This window comes from Halobacillus aidingensis (genome assembly GCF_900104185.1).
Classification (GTDB): domain Bacteria; phylum Bacillota; class Bacilli; order Bacillales; family Halobacillaceae; genus Halobacillus; species Halobacillus aidingensis.
Genome location: NZ_FNIZ01000030.1, coordinates 1 through 16058 on the forward strand (window position 1 = coordinate 1; position 16058 = coordinate 16058).

Annotated in this window: 17 protein-coding genes; 5 read left to right on the plus strand and 12 right to left on the minus strand. The window is 44.8% G+C overall.

All coding sequences use genetic code 11. The features are described 5' to 3' along the window. Positions 1-557: 557 nt before the first annotated feature. Positions 558-974, minus strand: coding sequence for an organic hydroperoxide resistance protein (locus BLS23_RS19640; RefSeq protein WP_089654710.1), 417 nt, complete (start codon positions 972-974; stop codon positions 558-560). Positions 975-1047: 73 nt separating this feature from the next. Continuing rightward, positions 1048-1329: a YkvA family protein gene (locus tag BLS23_RS19645; protein WP_089654711.1), complete on the minus strand. Its 282-nt coding sequence runs from the start codon at positions 1327-1329 to the stop codon at positions 1048-1050. A 317-nt stretch (positions 1330-1646) separates the two neighbouring features. Between BLS23_RS19645 and BLS23_RS19650 the strand changes: the two genes are divergently transcribed. Then, positions 1647-2198 carry an NADPH-dependent FMN reductase gene (locus tag BLS23_RS19650; RefSeq protein ID WP_089654712.1) on the plus strand — a complete coding sequence of 184 codons (552 nt, stop codon included), beginning with the start codon at positions 1647-1649 and terminating at the stop codon, positions 2196-2198. Between the two features lie 83 nt (positions 2199-2281). Here the strand turns inward: BLS23_RS19650 and BLS23_RS22175 are convergent, their stop codons facing one another. Continuing rightward, positions 2282-2920 (minus strand): lytic transglycosylase domain-containing protein, encoded by a 639-nt coding sequence (locus tag BLS23_RS22175; protein ID WP_089654713.1) that lies wholly within the window; start codon positions 2918-2920, stop codon positions 2282-2284. Positions 2921-3733: 813 nt separating this feature from the next. Between BLS23_RS22175 and BLS23_RS19665 the strand changes: the two genes are divergently transcribed. Further along, a complete protein-coding gene (locus BLS23_RS19665; protein ID WP_089654715.1) occupies positions 3734-3925 on the plus strand; it encodes a hypothetical protein in 192 nt (63 codons plus the stop codon). Between the two features lie 63 nt (positions 3926-3988). Here the strand turns inward: BLS23_RS19665 and BLS23_RS19670 are convergent, their stop codons facing one another. From BLS23_RS19670 to BLS23_RS19700, 7 genes are all read right to left on the minus strand, one after another. After that, positions 3989-4432 (minus strand): YueI family protein, encoded by a 444-nt coding sequence (locus BLS23_RS19670; RefSeq protein WP_089654716.1) that lies wholly within the window; start codon positions 4430-4432, stop codon positions 3989-3991. Between the two features lie 63 nt (positions 4433-4495). After that, positions 4496-5377 carry a diacylglycerol/lipid kinase family protein gene (locus tag BLS23_RS19675; RefSeq protein ID WP_089654717.1) on the minus strand — a complete coding sequence of 294 codons (882 nt, stop codon included), beginning with the start codon at positions 5375-5377 and terminating at the stop codon, positions 4496-4498. A gap of 26 nt (positions 5378-5403) precedes the next feature. Next, entirely contained in the window at positions 5404-5862 is a 459-nt protein-coding gene (locus BLS23_RS19680; protein WP_089654718.1) for a GNAT family N-acetyltransferase, read from the minus strand. Positions 5863-5876: 14 nt separating this feature from the next. Beyond that, positions 5877-6152 (minus strand): GNAT family N-acetyltransferase, encoded by a 276-nt coding sequence (locus BLS23_RS19685; RefSeq protein WP_089654719.1) that lies wholly within the window; start codon positions 6150-6152, stop codon positions 5877-5879. Positions 6153-6456: 304 nt separating this feature from the next. Beyond that, entirely contained in the window at positions 6457-7899 is a 1443-nt protein-coding gene (locus tag BLS23_RS19690) for a carbon starvation CstA family protein (RefSeq protein ID WP_089654720.1), read from the minus strand. Positions 7900-8041: 142 nt separating this feature from the next. Continuing rightward, on the minus strand, positions 8042-8770 hold the full coding sequence (locus BLS23_RS19695) for a LytR/AlgR family response regulator transcription factor (protein WP_089654721.1): 729 nt from the start codon (positions 8768-8770) through the stop codon (positions 8042-8044). Then, the gene (locus BLS23_RS19700) at positions 8767-10512 is read right to left on the minus strand and encodes a sensor histidine kinase (RefSeq protein WP_089654722.1); all 1746 of its coding nucleotides are present in this window, start codon (positions 10510-10512) and stop codon (positions 8767-8769) included. The genes BLS23_RS19695 and BLS23_RS19700 overlap by 4 nt, the downstream gene beginning before the upstream one ends. Before the next feature lie 357 nt (positions 10513-10869). On the opposite strand from BLS23_RS19700, the gene BLS23_RS19705 reads away from it, so the two are divergent. Then, positions 10870-11652, plus strand: a complete 783-nt coding sequence (locus BLS23_RS19705) for a carbon-nitrogen family hydrolase (protein ID WP_089654723.1) — start codon at positions 10870-10872, stop codon at positions 11650-11652. Between the two features lie 159 nt (positions 11653-11811). Here the strand turns inward: BLS23_RS19705 and BLS23_RS19710 are convergent, their stop codons facing one another. Then, positions 11812-12903, minus strand: coding sequence for a nitric oxide synthase oxygenase (locus BLS23_RS19710; RefSeq protein ID WP_089654724.1), 1092 nt, complete (start codon positions 12901-12903; stop codon positions 11812-11814). A gap of 66 nt (positions 12904-12969) precedes the next feature. Then, positions 12970-14298 (minus strand): FAD-dependent oxidoreductase, encoded by a 1329-nt coding sequence (locus tag BLS23_RS19715; RefSeq protein ID WP_089654725.1) that lies wholly within the window; start codon positions 14296-14298, stop codon positions 12970-12972. 136 nt (positions 14299-14434) lie between these two features. Here BLS23_RS19715 and BLS23_RS19720 point away from each other — a divergent pair, with 136 nt between their 5' ends. Further along, on the plus strand, positions 14435-15607 hold the full coding sequence (locus BLS23_RS19720; RefSeq protein ID WP_089654726.1) for a pyridoxal phosphate-dependent aminotransferase: 1173 nt from the start codon (positions 14435-14437) through the stop codon (positions 15605-15607). Between the two features lie 232 nt (positions 15608-15839). Then, positions 15840-16043: a hypothetical protein gene (locus tag BLS23_RS19725; protein ID WP_089654727.1), complete on the plus strand. Its 204-nt coding sequence runs from the start codon at positions 15840-15842 to the stop codon at positions 16041-16043. Positions 16044-16058: the final 15 nt, after the last annotated feature.

Below are 16058 nucleotides of genomic sequence, written 5' to 3' on the forward strand. Positions count from 1 at the left end.
TGTGCCATCCTCGCCTCTCCGCCCTGTCTCAGGTCCCCCACGGACTTCACCGTTTCCTCCCTGAGAAGGTGTTTCGTTTTCTGCTTCAACGAGGGGATGAACGCCTGGACGTCATTCTCCATAATTGATTCAGTCCTTCTTTGGCATCTTAAGCTACCAAATACTACGACTTCGGCTGACTTCTGCCGGTTCAGCTCCTCATCACTGAGAAGGTTACGAAGAGTCCTTCGCTTTCCCGACAGACCTCCCCGGGTAAGAGCATAAACTTCCCTTCCATATCCCCGCCTCATTTACTGCCTACCCCTTTGGTCGTTGGGACTTTATCTTGTTAGCAGACTCATCCCAGATAGACAGCCTTGTATGAGATTTGTGTTCCTCGGGGCAGAAGTTTGCCTCCGGCTTCCTTCAGGTTCCAGGTCGCCCTGGACACCCTTGCCTTTAGCTAACGGCTACAACGACCTTCGCCGTTCGGGACTTGAACCCTAGAGTTTATGCCCATGCCGGGCACACATAAAAATCCCTGGTGGATTTTCCACCAGGGATGAAGAGGTTATTTATTATACGGCGCTCGCATTGATTTCAACGTCGATGTTTCCACTTGTCGCTTTAGAGTATGGGCATACTTTGTGAGCTTCCTCAGCAAGTGATTCCGCTTCTTCCTGAGAAACGCCCTTCACTTTCACATTAAGGACAACGCCTACTTTAAAACCATTGTCTGATTCATCTTTCAAAAGGCTGACGTCAGCAGTGATTTCAGATTCGATATCTTTCTTCTGTTTACTTGCAACCAAGTTTAATGCTCCATCGTAGCAAGCGGAATAACCAGCAGCAAACAGTTGCTCTGGGTTCGATCCTTTTTCATCACCTTCACCAGGCATGGAAAGGTTCAAATCAATTAAACCGTCATCTGACTTAACATGGCCATTTCGTCCACCTTGGGCTGTTGCATGTGCGGTAAACATTACTTTACTCATTATCCATCACTCCTTGACTAATTATTGAATCTACTACAATTACATTCCTCATCTTGCCGTTGATTAAACATTTCTATTCATCATAGACGCGGTACTCCTTTTGCAAGTCCGCAGGAGCCATCTTCACCATCCATTGCATAATGTAAGTGAAAACAGCAAGGTCATCGACAAGACCGAAAAACACGAGGAAATCCGGGATGATGTCCCATGGAAAAAGAAGATAAGCCACTAAAAGTATAACGGAAAACCCTTTTTTTCCGGTACTCACATCTTTTGATTTGAAAAATCGCACAAGAAACGGCACCGATTTTCTGACATTGAAAAGAAACTTAACTCTTCGCCATAAACGGATCATCGCCTTCCCTCCTCCCCCTATTATACCCTTCTTATATCGACATAAAGCAAGCAGAATCCTCACAATTGCTTAAATAAGACGTATACTTTACCATAAAAAGAAAAGAGACTATTCCACATATACTCCAACCGTTACGGTGATTCACGCTTACCCGCCATGAAGGAAGACGGTTGAACTTCGAGCTGTACCCGCCATGCAGAATTTCATAAGATAATCGGGCCATCTCAACACATACTACCATTAGCTACATAGCCCATTTTATTAATTTCTGCATACGATAACATAGCTCAAAGAAAATTGAAGGGGAGAAAGTTGTCATGAAGATCCTACTATTGAACGGAACCATCGTCGGGAAAAAGACCCGGACGCTCCTTGATGAAATCGAAAAATATATACAACAGCTGCCAACGGACCACACCACAAAAATCGTTGATCTCGAGGACTACGAGCTTCAATTCGTAGATGGCCGCCCAGCGGAAGAGTACAATGATGATATGAAGAAATTAATCCATGAAATTGAAGAAGCCGATGCTTATGTCCTGGCTACTCCCGTTTTTCAAGGATCGATCCCAGGTACTTTGAAAAACGTATTTGATGCAGTATCGCCCCTTGCCATGCGTTATAAACCCGTATCGATTGTCGCTAATGGGGGAACTTTGCAACATCACCTCGTTGTAGAAAATCAATTAAAACCGATCCTGAATTATTTCCGGTGCATGGTAACACCGAACTACGTATATACACACACGAATCACTTTTCAACACAAGGAGAGCTCATAGACGAAGACGTACGGAACCGCCTGAAAGAGATGACGGTCGTCTTTAATCAATACATGCAGATGAGTCGGGAACTTGAACCAGATAAGTAGGCAATACCGTTTTTAAGTTAATCAGGCTGATATTCCTTTCGATATAAAAAGGCGCGGGCTCTTTTATAAGACCTCGCGCTCCTTTATGCTCTTCCGAGTATTTTAGTTATGTAATTTTGCGTTTCCCGGAAAGGGGGTACACCCTCATACTTGTCTACATTGCCAGGACCAGCATTATAAGCAGCAAGCGCTAACTCGGTATTGCCATCATAACGATCGAGCATTTGCCTTAAATATTTTGTCCCGCCCATTAAGTTCTGCTCAGGGTCAAATGGATCTGTAACACCAAGGCCCTTCGCTGTAGCGGGCATAAGCTGCATCAACCCTTGAGCTCCTGCATGACTGACAACACCAGCATCGAAGTTTGATTCAGCCTTCACTACAGACCGTACCAATTTTTCATCGACCCCATACCGATCTGAGGCTTTTTTTATGAGCTGATCTACAGCCGCATTTCCACTAGTTACATTCGCAATGTTATTCCCTTCATGGCTTTTCTCCACAGGGTCTGGTACTTGCTGAGCTGTAAGGCTGCTCACTGGTTGTGTAAGGCGGTTTGGCACAGAAGGCCCGCTCGCACGAAACGATTGATCCATCGCTGCATTCAACAGGCTTTGAAACGTCATATCCTGCATTCCGCCTGAAAAAGTGTTCGAATTCCGATTCCCTAACATAGACATGGCCTGCATTTGAATCATTAGTTGGATTTTACTGACATCCATGTGCTCCACTCCATATAGTTGATAGTTCAAGTGTACAAGATTCATGCTTTTTCAACAATCACTCTTCTGAATATATTTTACAATTTACCAATAGTAGTCAAAACTTGAGAAAATCTTTTCTTAAAACCTCTATTCAGTTATCATTTTTGAACGTTTTTTTCCCAAAGCAGCAACAAGGGAAAAGGTGATACAATAAGGAATAGCAAAAGAGATACTGAATCGTGCTCGTGCGCTGTCGTGCTGGTTGTCCACGACTCTGCACATGGTTTATTTGTTTATTTGTATTCATTTCTTACTAAAGTACTCTCTTTTGTCTCTTACGTCGAATCACCCTATTATTTTTCCCCGCCAGGAAAAATAACCTGTAGATTTCATGGTCTGTCTCCCTTCAATGAAAAGACACGTACCATCACCCCCTTTTGCCCATTCAAAAGGGGGCTTTTTTTATCCTCTTTTATCTCACTAAAGCTTCCGTTTGTGGAAGACTCAGTTTCGAGGCTTTTGTTGAGTGGATGGGGCTGCGGGGAATGGATTGGCTGGCGAGACCCCGCAGAGCGGAGCTCGAGGAGGCTTGCTGCCATCCCCACAGGAAAGCGAGTAGCTTCCCAGCCACCCCTGACGCTCAATTAAGCAACGACCCCCAAAGCACCTCGAAATCAAGTCTTCAACAATCCTGCCAAATAGTTGAATAAGGACTTCATTTTAGACAGGATCCGTGCTTTGTGTGGACAAGCCGGCAAATTATTTTTTTAAAAGCTAAATATTCCACGTTTGTACATCATATATTGGAAGTACAAAGGAGGTGGAATAAAGATGGATTTCAACAACCGTGTGTTCTTGTTTTTAGCTGCTCTTCTTTCCGGGTATGCGCTTTACAGCATCGGTGACACTGCTGGGAACTTTTTCGATCAATTCTTGTTCTACGCCGGCTACATTGCAATGATACTTTTTTCTTTTGCTATTATTATCGTCGGGCTGGCAAGATTCTTGAATCAGTACAAATAAAATTGGCCTCTCTATGCTAGAGGGACGTGTGAAAAAAGGCTGCGGATATCCGCAGCCTTCCTTTTATTTTGATGGTTTAAAAAGAGACTTGAAAAAGTCTGTCCACCTGTTCTGCTCAGATGACTCTCCGACTTCCTTTTGTTCTTCAATCCTTATATGCTCTTTTTCAATCGCATAATCCAATGTGAGGACAGCCCCGAATTCTGAATGTGTTTCCTGGTTCGAAACGGTCGAATGATGAATGTTATGCTTCTCGGCTAAATCCATGTAGGGAGATAAAAACCGGTAGCTCACATCTCCGTTCAAAAGCAGGTTGGCATCTTGATAGCTTTTCATCAGAGCCACCAACTCTTCCTGCCCCTTCTCCTGCATCACCTGACCCTTCGTCAGAGCGATCAAGACTCGTTCTCTTAACGTACCAAGGTATTGTTTTCTTTCTCCTGGTTTTGTTTGCCGGCTTCCATAAATGCCTTCCTGTAAGTAATCTTCCATATCTGGTTTCTTCATAGATGCACCTCATTCACTCCTAGTATGGCACAGAAAAAAGGCTGTACACATGACAGCCTTTACTTATTTTACAACGACGGATATATGAGATGGAAGAACGGACAACTCCACAGGAAGGGAATCTCCTTCTTCTCCATCGACGTTCGTGACCAGGTTTTCTTCCGATGTGATACGGATATGATCCGCTTTGAAGTATTCCACGTCCTGCTCATCCTTAAGTCCACCTCTAAGAATGGCTGAAACGATGGATGCAAGACGAATCATATTCACTTTAGGTACGATATACCCGTGAATTTTCCCGTCATTCACTTTCGCTTCCGGAGATAATTTTTCAAATCCACCTGCTGAATTCGTTAAAGCTGCTAGGAAAAGAAAAGATTCCCCTTCCCATGCCTTATCGTCATATTCAATCCGCATGGGATAACTGCTATGCTGGGTCAAGGTTTTCATCCCTTCCATCATATACGCAAGCGGACCAAATTTCGTTTTTTGTTCAGGTGTCACTTCATATGTCGCTTCAGCAAGGGCCCCCACTGCCACGATGTTAACAAAATACTGGTCATTAAACTTCCCAATATCCACAGATTTTGTCTGATCGGAACGGAGAACATCAATCGCCTCTTCAACCTTCAGTGGAATATCGAGGGCTCTTGCAAAATCGTTGACTGTCCCAAGTGGAATGATTCCCAAATGCGGGCGATGATTTTCGTCTACCATCCCATTGATTGTCTCATGGAGGGTGCCATCTCCCCCCATAGAAACGACGAGATCGAACTCACCTCTGCAGGCGTTCTGGCAGTACTTTGTCGCATCCAACTCTTTTTCTGTTTGAGCAACTTCCACTTCGTATCCTTTTTCCGATAAAATGTGCTCGATTTGTTCAACATGATCGACGGCTTCCTCTTTTCCTGAAGAAGGATTGACGATCAGCATAGCCTTTTTCATTCTCTATCTCCTCTCCAATACATCCTTTATCCTTCTGCTTGATATTCATAAAGGGTGCTGACAGAAGAAAAACCGATTTTGCGGATGAATTCACTCACCCCATTCTGATGAGGTCTAAGGCTTACCTGGATGACTTTTGCTTCCTGTTCATACATCCACTGGACTAGTTCGTCACACAGTTCTGTACCAATGCCTTCCCGCCTGTAAAATTCATCCACAAATACTTCCCTGACATATCCATACACATCCTCTTCCCCATGGGCCTCGATAATGCCAAGGACATATCCGATCATTCTTCCATTCATATCAGCAACCAGCAGCTTCTGTTTCGGGTTCTTTGCTAAAAATTGATCTGCCGCCCAATACTTACGATTCCTCACTTCTTCATTGGTCAGCCTTTCTGAGCTCGTCACATGTAGAAAGTCGATGCTGTACCTTGTAAAGTGCATCAAATCCTTTTCCTCAGGTTCCCTGATTTTCACCATCAGAAACTCCCCCTCTAAGCTTTTAACACCACTTGATATTCCGGTGTTTTTTCAATAACTTCCCGGGCGAAGGAGCAGACCGGGTCTATTTTTAATTTATGTTTGCGTGCGTAGTTCACGGCATAATCAATTAATTCTGCACCCAAACCTTTTTCGCGCTCAGACGGGGCAACGAAAGTACTTGTAATGACCATTGTATTATCATTCTCTTCAAATAGAAGCTGAGCTTTCGGTTCCTGTTCTTCTCCTATATAAAATGTTCCTTGTTTCTCTTGGATTTCTTGTTCCACAACAATCTCTCCTTTCCCTATAAAGGATACCCTTTCATCTCCAAGAAAAACATGACCTTCCCATACGAGGGGAGAAGATAGTGATTGTATTAGTTGAGTATTCGGCAGAGATAATGAAGAATTCGACAACGCTATTTTAGAATTCGACACCGCTAATTGAGTATTCGACCATGCTATTTAGGAAATCGACATCGTTCATTGAGTATTCGACATAATAGAGATGCTCAACATTCAACTCTCCTTAATAAATGCCTATAGAAAAAAGAAGAACACCTACTTTTATAAAAGTAAGTGCTCTTTAACATTAGGCCGTTTGTTTCAACTCTTCTTCTAATGGAATATCCTTCTGTAATCCGCGGCGGGCGGCTATGATGAAGGCAGTGACAACAGCAACGGTGCCGATGGCTGCAACAACGTAGGAAACATTCAGATCCAGGCCGAATCCGATCGGCGCGTTCAAGATATAGGTGAATGTGGCCATGGTCATGAACGTTGCAGGCACGGCGGCAATGAAGTAATTTTTACGGGATAGGAACAAGTACATCGCTCCTACCCAAAGCGCGATGACTGCTGTCGATTGGTTCGCCCAGGAGAAGTATCTCCATAGAAGTGTGAAATCGATCCGTGTCAATGCAAATGAGATGACGAACAATGGAAGTGCAATCCAAACACGACTCATGATTTTCTTTTGTGGAACTTTAATATAATCCGCAATAATCATACGGGCGCTTCGGAATGCTGTATCTCCAGATGTGATTGGCAGTATGATGACACCAAGGACAGCAAGTGTACCACCGACAGCGCCTAACATAGCGATGGAAACTTCACTGACAACAGCTGCTGGTCCTCCACTTGCAAGGATTTCATTCAGTCCTGCAGAACCGTTGAACAAGCTCATAGCCGCAGCAGCCCAGATCATGGCAATGATTCCTTCAGCAATCATCATTCCGTAGAAAATCCGACGTCCTTGTTTTTCCCTTTGTGTCGTTCTTGAGATGATAGGGGTTTGTGTCGCGTGAAATCCTGACAGAGCACCACAAGAAATCGTTAAGAACAATAGTGGGAATATTGGTGCGTTATCCGGATGCATATTCGTAAATGACAATTCTGGGATGGGTGCTCCAGTTACGATAAGAGATACTCCGACTCCAATCGCGCTGATGAGTAGAAGGGCACCGAAAATTGGATAAAACCGTCCGATGATTTTATCGATCGGAAGCATCGTCGCTAACAAATAGTAAGCGAAAATCACAAGCAGAATGACAGGAAGAGCAAGCCAGCTGCTCGTCATGTTGTGTAAAAGATCGGCAGGTGCTGTAACGAAGACAGTTCCTACAAGGACAAGCAAAAGAATCGCAAACGCATTGACGACGTGCTTCATGACTTTCCCTAAAAACTTCCCTGCAAGCTCAGGCAGGTGGGCGCCACGGTTACGGATGGAGATCATTCCCGTTAAATAATCGTGGACAGCTCCCGCAAAAATGGCTCCAAACACAATCCATAGGAAAGCGACCGGTCCATATAAAGCTCCAAGAATAGGACCGAAAATAGGACCTACACCCGCGATATTCAAGAGCTGGATTAACGCATTCTTTTTTTCTCCCATCGGCAGGTAATCGACACCGTCACCATGAGAATAAGCAGGCGTTTCACGACCTGTGTTGACGCCAAACGTTTTTTCAACATATTTACCGTACGTAAGATAACCGACAATTAAAAGTGCAATACTCACTAGAAAAGTAATCATTGTATTTCCTCCTTTTCGCGTTCGTCTGTAATCGCTTACATAAAATATATCAAGAGAACGCTTCCAAAAGAGGATTTTCTGTTTAACATGTCAGAATTAATGTCCAAGATGTCGTATAAGAGGATTGAAATACAACGATAAATTACAACTCCAGCTTCTTACGTAATTCCTTCACATAGTTCCGGCTGACGGAAAGCTTCTCCTCCGTCTCCTGCAGTTCCAACTGATAGGCTCCATTGAACCACGGAGTTAACCTGTGGACGTAATCCAAGTTCACAAGATAACTTTTATGAATTCGGAAGAAAGAGAAGCCTTGGAGCCGCTTCTCCACTTCTTTGAGCGCATCTTTCGTTTCATAGACCTTATGTTTGCCGACGATTTTTGTAATCCGATCTTCCCTGTGTACGTACATAATTTCAGAGGGGTCCAGATATTCAATCGTATCCTCCACTTCAACTGCCAACTTAGAAGGAGGTTTAACGACATTTTCTTCTACCGGCTTCAATTTCTTCTCTATTCTTTCCACGGTTTCACTCAACTGTTCCTCATCAAAAGGTTTGAGCAAGTAATCGATCGCCTTCTGACGAAAGGCTTCGACCGCAAAATCTGGATATGCGGTTGCAAAAACGATCTCTGGAACCTTCTTGAGCTCTTGAACTGCCTTCGCTACCGCCATCCCATCCATCTTCGGCATTTCCACATCTAAAAAAAGGACATCCGGCTGAAGCTTCAACGTCTGCATGACTGCTTCATCTCCTGATCCCGCTTCCCCTACAACCTCAATGCTCTCGTAAGGTTTTAGCAAAAAATTCAATTCTTCCCGACTGAAGCGCTCATCATCAACGATGAGCACCGTAATTTTTCCGTTCATGACCCTGTCTCCTTTTCATGAAGAGGGACCGTAAATGCAATGGTTGTCCCCTTTCCTTGCTCGCTCATAATTTTTAGCTTCGCACTCTTTCCGTGCATGTATTCTAAACGTTTGTTGACGTTATATAACCCGAACCCCGTCCCTCTTTCTGACGTGACTGATTGTTCTCCCAAGTTGCGTAACCTCATCGGTTCAATTCCTTTTCCGTTATCCGCTACGCTGATGTTGACGTTTTCTTTATCTCTACGGACACAAATCGTGATTTCCGCTCCCCCTTCCTGGTCTTTAATCCCATGTTTGATGCTGTTTTCGACCAGGGGCTGTAGGGTTAAAGGCGCGATTCGTGCTGATAACGCTGATTCATCAACATCATAGTGAACATGGAGGCGATCGACAAAACGCGTTTCTTCGATGAGAAGATAGGACTTTACATGTTTCAACTCTTCTTTTAAAGACGTCCAGGTTTTGGTGGTCGCCCCTAGGTTTTGCCTGAAGAACTTGGAAAGAGCAATAAGCAGCGCTCTTGCTCGATCAGGTTCCGTACGAGTCAACGAAACGATGACGTTTAACGAATTAAATAAAAAATGTGGATTGACTTGTGCCTGCAGGGCCTTCACTTCCGCTTCACGAGCAAGTTCTTGTGCTTTTTCAGCATCAGCAAGCTCAAGCTGCTGACTAAGGAGGGCACTCAATCCCTGGATCAATTCCAATAGAACATTCGAGATTTCTTTTTGTGACGAAACGTAAAACTTCAAGGTTCCGACCACTTCTTGACGCTTCTTCAATGGAACGATGACGGCTGCTCCAAGTGGACAGTCCGCCTGTTGGCATTGAATCTCTTCATGACTGACTACAACACGCTCTCCTGTCTCAATGACATCACGAGTGGCGTCCGTTTGAATCGGCTCTCCCGCCTTATGATGGTCATCGGCCTGTCCAACATGAGCAAGGATTCTTTGTTTATCCGTCATGGAAATCGCACTCACTTGAACTTCCCCATAAATGATCTGGCACGCCTTTTCTGCAGAATCCATCGTCAACCCTTTTCGCAGGTGAGAGACCGTCGATTCTGCCAATTTCAGTGCTTTTTGTGCCTGCAAAGCTCCGACTTTCTCTTCTTCATGAAGAACATTGCGGATGATTAATAAGAACAATGCGGAACCGACACCGTTCGCTACAATCATGGGGGCTCCGATCTCCTGGACAAGGGCCCACGCACGCGGAAATGGATCAGAGATAAGAAGGATGATCCCCATCTGCACCGTCTCTGCAAGGGCCCCAACAAATAAAGCTGTCTTCAGTTTTAAAGACTCCCCTTTTTTATGGAAGTAACCCGCAATGATTCCTGCTACCACAGCAGATATCCCGCAAGCGACCCCCGTGAATCCTCCAAGGGAAAAACGATGCAAACCAGCAATGATCCCGGCCCCTATGCCAATGCGGTAACCACCGAAAAGGCCGGCTGCCACGATTCCAATCACTCTTGAGTTCGCCAGTGCTTCCGATTCGACAAGGTTATAAGCCCAGCGTCCATAATCAAGGGAACTTGTATTATAAGTGATACCTGTATATGTACCAATGATTCCGAACAACCCGAAAAAAGCGATCGCCATGTACCGCTGACGTTGGTCCAGCGTTTTTTGATCGATCAGCTCTCGGAAAAAACGGAAGCGAGTAATAATGAAAGCAACCGTTACGATAATCCCAAGCCTTTCAAGCATCGGAAGAAACAACTCAAACATAATCCCACTTCCTTTTTCATACCTCTACTCTTTCTTTCATATATGCTCCCTTTTGTGGACGGCTCAGTTTCGAGACGTTTGTCTGAAGGGATGGTGCCTGGGAAAACGTCTCGCTTTCCGTGGGCGAGTCACTCCCCGCAGCCCCATCCACTCAAAAAACATCTAGAAATCGAGTCTTTCACAATCCTGCCATATCGTTGAATAGCGGTTTATGTTTATTGTAGCATGGGCGGTTTGTTTCGATACACAGAATGAAGGCAAGAGATGAAATCTCATCATCCAGGTAAAATCCTAATCGAAAATATTAGGGAAACGTCAGAATTTTTTGATACACTAAGAAGAAAATGAGGTGATAGGATGACAACAAAAATAGCAATTATTCAAATGGACATCGTCTTCGGTAACCCTGAAGAGAACCGTAAACTTGCAAAGGAGAAAATAAAAGAAGCTGCCGCACAAGGAAGCGAGGTCATCTTGTTGCCTGAATTGTGGACGACAGGCTATGATCTTTCCCGTTTTGAAGAAATAGCAGAAACACTCGAGGGTCCGACGCATCAGCTCTTGATTTCTTTAGCAAAGGCACTCAAGGTCACCATTGCAGGATCCATCGCTGAAGAAGAAAACGGTAAGTTTTACAACACCTTCGTTGCCTATAACGCTGAAGGTGATCGGCTGTTCAACTACCGGAAAGCCCATTTGTTCCGTTTGATGAATGAAGAAAAGTTTTTAGAATCAGGGAACCAAAAAGGGAATTTCAATCTTGGTGAGGTGCCTGTGGCCGGTGTCATTTGTTATGATATCCGTTTCCCTGAATGGATGAGAACACACATGCTGGATGGTTCGCGCGGGTTGTTTGTCGTTGCAGAGTGGCCAAAACCCCGGGTTGAGCATTGGCGGAATCTATTGATCAGCCGGGCGATTGAAAATCAATGCTTCGTCATCGCCTGCAACCGTGTAGGTGCTGATCAAAACAATGAGTTTGGAGGCCATTCAATCGTTGTAGACCCGTGGGGCAACGTATTGGCTGAAGGTGGTTTTGATGAAGAAATCGTGTATGCCGAAGTCGACTTCACAGCTGTCGAGGCGATTCGCGAGCAGATCCCTATTTTTCAAGACCGACGTCCGGACTTGTATGAATGAGTTCTTACTAGATCATCGAATGGATATTTATCATCTTTAGTTGATATATCTTGTATTTAATTGATTTATCGCATTTTTAATTGATATATCCGTTATTTGATTGATATATTTCATATTCAGTCGATACCACCCACAATTAAGACAAAAAATCCTTCCGAATCACTCGGAAGGATTTTTTTCATAGGCCGGAGTTTGGTAGAAATAGTTCGGTGTGTCCATCCGGTTTTCGTATGCCGAATGAAAGATGTGTGTCGCTGCTGGCGAAACGGGCGGGATGAGCCATGTCCAGTCACCCTTGACCTCACGTCCGCACGACTGTTCTTTTTTCTCAAACTGATGGAACTGTTGAGCAGCTGTATGATGGTCGACAAGGCTTACCCCTTCGGATTGATAAGAAAACAGGACAGCCTGATTAAGCTCAATCAAAGCGCGGTCCTTCCACAAGGATGAATTCCGTTTCGTATCAAGCCCCATGGCTTCCGCTACGGCGGGCAAAAAATCATACCGAAAGTCATCAGCGAGGTTACGGGCCCCGATTTCTGTTTCCATATAAAAACCGTTGAACGGGGCGGCTGTATAATCAAGTCCACCGATTTCAAGTCGCATATCAGAAATCACAGGGACGGCATACCACTGCATGCCTAAGTCTTCAAACCAAGCATATTCGGGATGACGAAGTGGTACTTCTAAGACCTTGTCTGCAGGGATTTCGAACCACATGGGTTCCCGTCCATCCATTTGGACGACAAGAGGCAATACATCAAACGACGTGCCGCCCCCTTTCCAGCCGAGCTTCTCACATTTCTTCGTAAACGCTACAGAAGCGGGGTCTCCAATTACACTTCCATTCTCTTCATAACCGGCGTAACGGACCAGTTGATGATTCCAAACCCGCACTTCTCGCTCCGAGGTTTTGGGTTTGAAAATAGTAATCGTCGAGCGGATACGCCCCCCGTTCGTGGCATAATCCAAGTGTTCAAAGAGTACATCGCGCATGTCTTCTTCTGTATCGACATGCCTGGCATCAAACACCTTCAAGCTGTTCCAAAAGAGACGTCCGATGCAGCGGTTGCTGTTCCGCCAGGCGACTTTGGCGCCATATTCAAGCTCGGGATAGGTGTGCGTATAGCTTCCCTTCTCACCAATTTCCTGCTCGATTTCCTTGAGCCTCTCATCTGTACCAGAAAGCTGTTGCTCCTGATGGTATTGGCGAACGAATGCTTCCGCCTTTTTATATAAATCTGTATTCACAGCATGAATCCTCCTGTATGGTGCTTCATTCCTATCCTACCATACACGAAGAACTTCCTACACGATTCAGTCTGCTTTACGGGCTGCTTGCTGCACAGGATCCCACACGCTGTTATAAGGAGGTGCATAAGCAAGATCCAAGTCTTCTAATTCATCGATCGACATTTCATGGAATAGAGCAGTGGCCAGGACATCGATCCGTTTATCAGCTCCCTGACCTCCAATGATTTGAGCCCCGAGCAACTGACCGGTTTGCTCATGATAAATGATTTTCAATGTCAGCAAATTTTGCTTGGAATAATAGCCGGCGGCATGTGTGGATTCAATCGTGATTTTTTTAAATGGAATCTTTTCGTTCTTAGCCTCCCGTTCAGAAAGACCTGTGCGGGCAAGCGTTAAATCAAAGAATTTCAATATCGACGTACCCACAATCCCTCGGAACGATCTTCTATGATCAATCATGTTCAGTCCTGCGATCTGCCCTTGTTTGTTGGCATGTGTGCCTAATGGAATATAATCATCCTTTTTCTTGATCCGGTGATACTGGGTGGCGCAATCCCCGGCAGCATAGATGTCCAGGATGCTTGTCTCCATAAAAGCATTCACGGCAATCGCGTCGTTTATCCCTTTGTACACGCCCGTATTTTTCATAAAGGAGGTGTTCGGCGTCACTCCTACGGCGACAAGGACAAGGTCGGATTCATATTCACCTTTATCCGTGATAACCGATTGAACATGCTGCTCCCCTTTGAATCCTTCGACCGATTCACCGAGGTGTAGTTCCACACCGTTCCGTTCGGCTTCTTCATGGACCATCTCCCCCATATCCTCATCGAAAATTTTCGCCAGTTGAGGTCCGCGGTCAATCAAACGTACTTTCTTTCCAATCGACACAAAGCTTTCCGCCATTTCAAGCCCTATGTACCCACCGCCGATAATGGTCACATGTTCCTTTTCCTTTGTAGTCGCTGTCATGATCTCCTTCATATCGGGAATGGTCTTTAGTGTGTAAATCCCTTCAAGCTCCCGTCCTTCCCATGGAGGCATGACCGGTGCTGCACCGGAAGCTACGAGCAGACGATCATAGGACAACTCAAACCCCTGATCCTCATGATCTTTTCCGTATACGACTTTATGATCGCAATCCACTTCCGTTACCGTGTGATAGGTACGGACATCAATGCCATACTTTTCGCGAAACGTTTCAGGGTCACGCGCGATGAGGTTTTCTGTAGACTCGACATCCCCGCTTAATACATACGGCAGGCCACACTGTCCATAAGAGGTGATCCCTCCATGTTCCAACACGGTAATCGAATGCCCCTCACTATTCCTTACAATTTGCATCGCTGCACTCATCCCTGCAGCATCTCCTCCGATAATAACGAAATCCATCCCAATCACTCCTTTTACGTACCTTCTATTCTCTTATTCTTTGCCTATATGGTTCCCACTCAAACTTCTCTCATGTTAAACTAACGATATTATCTTTTTGTACGACTTTTCAAAAAAATCATTCGAGGTGAAGGACATGAAGCAATTCCAAACATCCAAAGCCATACAGCGGCTTCCGGACCAATTTTTCGCAACTATGATCGATAAATTAAATCTTTACAAAAATCGTGGTTATGACACCTTGAACTTAGGGCAGGGAAACCCTGACCAACCCACCCCCTCCCACATTGTGCAGTCCTTACAGGAGGCGGCTGAAAACCCGGATTTCCACAAATATCCCCCCTTCCACGGTTATGAGTTCTTAAAGGAAGCCGTAGCTGAATTTTACAAGCGCGAATACGACGTAGACATTGATCCTGAAACAGAAGTCGCCATTATGCCTGGAAGCAAAACAGGGCTCGTTGAGCTTAGCCAGTGTTTCCTTGATCCAGGGGATGTCGCGCTCGTTCCCGATCCCGGTTACCCGGATTACTGGTCCGGCATTGAAATGGTCGGCGCAGAAATGAAGTCGATGCCCCTTCGCGAAGAGAATGGCTTTTTGCCTGACTACAGTGAAATTGATAAAGAGAGCTGGGAAAAAGCAAAGCTCATGTTCCTAAACTATCCCAATAACCCGACAGGAGCTATGGCTGGTGAGGACTTTTTTGTAGAAACCATCCAGGAAGCAGAAAAGAACGATGTCTGTGTCGTTCACGACTTCGCCTATGGGGCCATAGGATTTGATGGGAACAAACCGCTCAGCTTTATGCAATTCGAAGGTGCGAAAAATGTCGGTGTTGAGGTTTATACAATGTCTAAAACTTACAATATGGCCGGCTGGCGTGTCGCTTTTGCTGTCGGTAACCCAAGCGTCATCCATGCGCTTGAGGTCATCCAGGATCACTACTTCTGCAGTATTTTCGGCGGATTGCAGAAAGCATCAGCCACTGCCTTATTGAGTTCCCAACAATGTGTCACAGATCTTGCCGAAACCTATGAAAAAAGACGCGACCTTCTCGTCCACGGTTTAGAAGAAGCTGGGTATCATGTCGCCCCCTGCCAAGGTTCCTTCTTTACATGGCTGCAAGTACCTGATGGCTATACCTCCCAAGGCTTTGCGGATGATTTATTGGAATCGACAGGGTTGTTCGTTGCCCCTGGAATCGGCTTCGGTACGCACGGAGAAGGTTATGTGCGCATCGGGTTGAACAATTCGGAAGAAACATTGCGGGATGCCGTGAAACGATTCAAAGCATTTAAGCAGAAGTAAGATCAAGGACAGTACTTTCCAACTCGAAAGTACTGTCTTTTTATTCTTTCACTATAACAAGTGCTTCCATAATTCAATCATAAAGCGCAAGCGTATACTAATCTCCTGCTTCTGTCGAAACAAGTCTGATCGTTGGATAATTTTTTTAAAAATAAAGATTGAATACTTGTTCAAAATGTATTTTAATTATCTTATACAAATATCCTACGCGGACTGTACAGGAGGGATTCACATGTATACGCTTATTAGAAAAGATGATCGTTTATTAGAAGTTTTAAAAGACCCCATTGATCGTAGAGACAAGGTTTTCCCTCAAGAAGAAGAAGCTGTGAAGTATGCTGAAAAATTGAATGGATATATACAATCCGGACCGAAATGGGAAGTACAGGAATATTTGATAAATGAACTTAAAAAAAGCAGAAGCTCCATTTCCTGAGCTTCTGCTTTTTCC

Coding starts and splice junctions, on each gene's coding strand:
- BLS23_RS19650 (WP_089654712.1), top strand. CDS start 1,647: ATGAAGATCCTACTATTGAACGGAACCATCGTCGGGAAAAAGACCCGG.
- BLS23_RS19665 (WP_089654715.1), top strand. CDS start 3,734: ATGGATTTCAACAACCGTGTGTTCTTGTTTTTAGCTGCTCTTCTTTCC.
- BLS23_RS19695 (WP_089654721.1), bottom strand. CDS start 8,770: ATGAACGGAAAAATTACGGTGCTCATCGTTGATGATGAGCGCTTCAGT.
- BLS23_RS19715 (WP_089654725.1), bottom strand. CDS start 14,298: ATGGATTTCGTTATTATCGGAGGAGATGCTGCAGGGATGAGTGCAGCG.
- BLS23_RS19725 (WP_089654727.1), top strand. CDS start 15,840: ATGTATACGCTTATTAGAAAAGATGATCGTTTATTAGAAGTTTTAAAA.
- BLS23_RS19645 (WP_089654711.1), bottom strand. CDS start 1,329: ATGATCCGTTTATGGCGAAGAGTTAAGTTTCTTTTCAATGTCAGAAAA.
- BLS23_RS19720 (WP_089654726.1), top strand. CDS start 14,435: ATGAAGCAATTCCAAACATCCAAAGCCATACAGCGGCTTCCGGACCAA.
- BLS23_RS19640 (WP_089654710.1), bottom strand. CDS start 974: ATGAGTAAAGTAATGTTTACCGCACATGCAACAGCCCAAGGTGGACGA.
- BLS23_RS19670 (WP_089654716.1), bottom strand. CDS start 4,432: ATGAAGAAACCAGATATGGAAGATTACTTACAGGAAGGCATTTATGGA.
- BLS23_RS19690 (WP_089654720.1), bottom strand. CDS start 7,899: ATGATTACTTTTCTAGTGAGTATTGCACTTTTAATTGTCGGTTATCTT.
- BLS23_RS19700 (WP_089654722.1), bottom strand. CDS start 10,512: ATGTTTGAGTTGTTTCTTCCGATGCTTGAAAGGCTTGGGATTATCGTA.
- BLS23_RS19675 (WP_089654717.1), bottom strand. CDS start 5,377: ATGAAAAAGGCTATGCTGATCGTCAATCCTTCTTCAGGAAAAGAGGAA.
- BLS23_RS19680 (WP_089654718.1), bottom strand. CDS start 5,862: ATGGTGAAAATCAGGGAACCTGAGGAAAAGGATTTGATGCACTTTACA.
- BLS23_RS22175 (WP_089654713.1), bottom strand. CDS start 2,920: ATGGATGTCAGTAAAATCCAACTAATGATTCAAATGCAGGCCATGTCT.
- BLS23_RS19705 (WP_089654723.1), top strand. CDS start 10,870: ATGACAACAAAAATAGCAATTATTCAAATGGACATCGTCTTCGGTAAC.